A 2242-nucleotide genomic window follows, 5' to 3' on the forward strand; every position below is an offset into this window, starting at 1 on the left:
GAAAAGAAAGTCATCCTTGACTCAATCCAGCCACTCTGAGGTATAATGAAAATTCAGCGTCACTTCGCTCCGACAGGTGGCCGGTTTCAATCAGAATCAGTGGCCAGATTCATCGGAATATGCATCTGTGAGGTTGAAACATCGATATCCCTTTCTTCTTCGGGTAAATCTCAAATAAGCGGTCTAATTTGGCTTCTATTTCTCTCTTAAGCTGAGCTGGATTTAGAGAAAGATATATCTCCTCAGTTCCCCTTTCTTTTCCTCAGAGATCTGATTTGACTCCATGAATCTCTGATAAGGGGTCTTTGGTGTGTCGTACTTTCTATGAACCTTTCCTCCTTCCCTTATCTTCTCCTTTAGCTTCATCACAGGCTGAAAGAGATTCTTGTAAAGTCTTAGTTCATTTTCATAAAGATCATTTATGATGATAAGTTCCTCAGCCGTATCATACCTCAAGTACCCTAATACCTTCTTCACATGGGTCCAGTTCTTCTGTTCTATGAAGCAGTTGTCGTTTTTTCTTCTAGGCCGAGAGAGGGAGAATCTAATTCTCTCTTTCTCACAGTATCTCAGATGATTTAATTTGTTCCCTTGACAACCTATAACCTATTTTATAAAATCCTTAAGAGTTTGGTAGCTTGCTAATGCTTTCTCTAGTCTACGATTTATCACTTCCCAGTTTAAATTTTTAAAGAAATTGTCGATATAGGGGGCTCGCTTTGGTCCTTGATCCACATAGTAAGCGTGCTCATAAACATCCAAAACTATAATGGGAATAGAACCGATAAACCCATAGAGGTTGTGGGCATCTAACCCATTTACCATTAGATGTCCAGTGAAGATATCTAACGATAATACTGCCCAGCCTCTTAAAGCAATACCGGTAGCCTTAAAAATAGCCCAAAGGTTTTCTTCGGAACCAAACTTTTTCCATACCATTTCTTTAAATGAGGAAGAAGGTTCTCCCTTTTTCCCTAAATTCTCAAAGTAGAGTTCATGGAGGATAATACCCATGTAGTTAAATGATTCCTCTACCTTTAAGCTTCGAAACTCTGAGTAATTCTGATTGGCACCTGCAAGATCGGCTTTGCCCAAACGTTCCTGTATTTCATTGTACTTAGTGACATAGCCCTTGTAGTGAGTATCAAAATGGAAATCTAACTGTTTATCTGAGATACCCTCTAAGCCTTTAGGTTTTAGATGATCTCTACTATTAAGTTTACTAGGCATGTTAACCTCCCTTTTTGTTTTTAAATCCGAAATCTGTTCCGATTTCGAATTTATATTGTTTTGTATTTTTTATTTTAGTACTTCGTACACTCTTCCCGCAATGTTGATCGATGGAGTTATTGTAGGTTTACCAACTTCCCAATCCGCAGGACACACTTGACCAGGATTCTTGCGTACATAGTCAAAGGCTTTAAGTTTTCTTAATAGCTCTTTACCTCTTCTCCCAACGGAGAAATCGTTAATTTCAGCTGCACGTAATACGCCATCCGGATCAATTATAAAGGTTCCACGTCTTGCTAGACCACTTGTTTCGTCTAAAACCCCGAAAATAGAGGAAATTTTATGGTTAGCATCACCGGCTAAGGGGTATTCAAGATCGGCCAAGAGTTGCTCGCTCTCACAGAATACCTTATGGGAGTATACGGTATCCGTAGAGATAGCGATAAGCTCTCCCAGTTTTTTTATTTCTCTGGAGTGGTCATTTAAATCTTTAAGTTCCGTAGGGCAGACGAAGGTGAAATCAGCGGGATAGAAGACCAAAACCAGCCACTTACCTTGGAAGTCACTGGTTTTTACCTTTTTTACTTCCCCTTTTTTAGGGTAGTAAAGTTCCAACTCCAGGTTATTTATAGGAACACCAACTTTTACTTCTTGCATTTTACAACACCCCCTTTAATCTTTTACAATTACCAATATTGACTATTGACAAAAGCATAATTTATAATTATTATTATATAATAATGAATAAAAATTAGTTTGTCAAGAGGTAAATATGAAGGATGTTGAAACTATATATAATCTACTTAAAAAACAGGAGGGTAAAACTTATCCCTCAACGTCGAACTATTATTGATGCTATGGAGAACAACAAAACCCACCCTACTGCTCTAGCGTGACTTTATTAAGAAAACCTTGCAAATGTGTGGCTACACAATTTTTTTCCAGCAATATCAATATGTTAAAGACGGAAACCAATCAATTTAAATGTATACACTGAAATTAATATCTTTAT

At 37.6% G+C, this 2242-nt stretch carries 3 protein-coding genes; all 3 read right to left on the reverse strand.

Annotated elements, in window-relative coordinates:
• Positions 1–222: 222 nt before the first annotated feature.
• The gene (locus AB1414_19555; GenBank protein MEW6609610.1) at positions 223–477 is read right to left on the reverse strand and encodes a hypothetical protein; all 255 of its coding nucleotides are present in this window, start codon (positions 475–477) and stop codon (positions 223–225) included.
• 129 nt (positions 478–606) lie between these two features.
• Positions 607–1230, reverse strand: a complete 624-nt coding sequence (locus AB1414_19560; protein MEW6609611.1) for a superoxide dismutase — start codon at positions 1228–1230, stop codon at positions 607–609.
• A gap of 69 nt (positions 1231–1299) precedes the next feature.
• Positions 1300–1887: a redoxin domain-containing protein gene (locus AB1414_19565; GenBank protein MEW6609612.1), complete on the reverse strand. Its 588-nt coding sequence runs from the start codon at positions 1885–1887 to the stop codon at positions 1300–1302.
• Positions 1888–2242: the final 355 nt, after the last annotated feature.

Source organism: bacterium (genome assembly GCA_040755795.1).
Lineage (GTDB): Bacteria > UBA9089 > CG2-30-40-21 > CG2-30-40-21 > SBAY01 > JBFLXS01.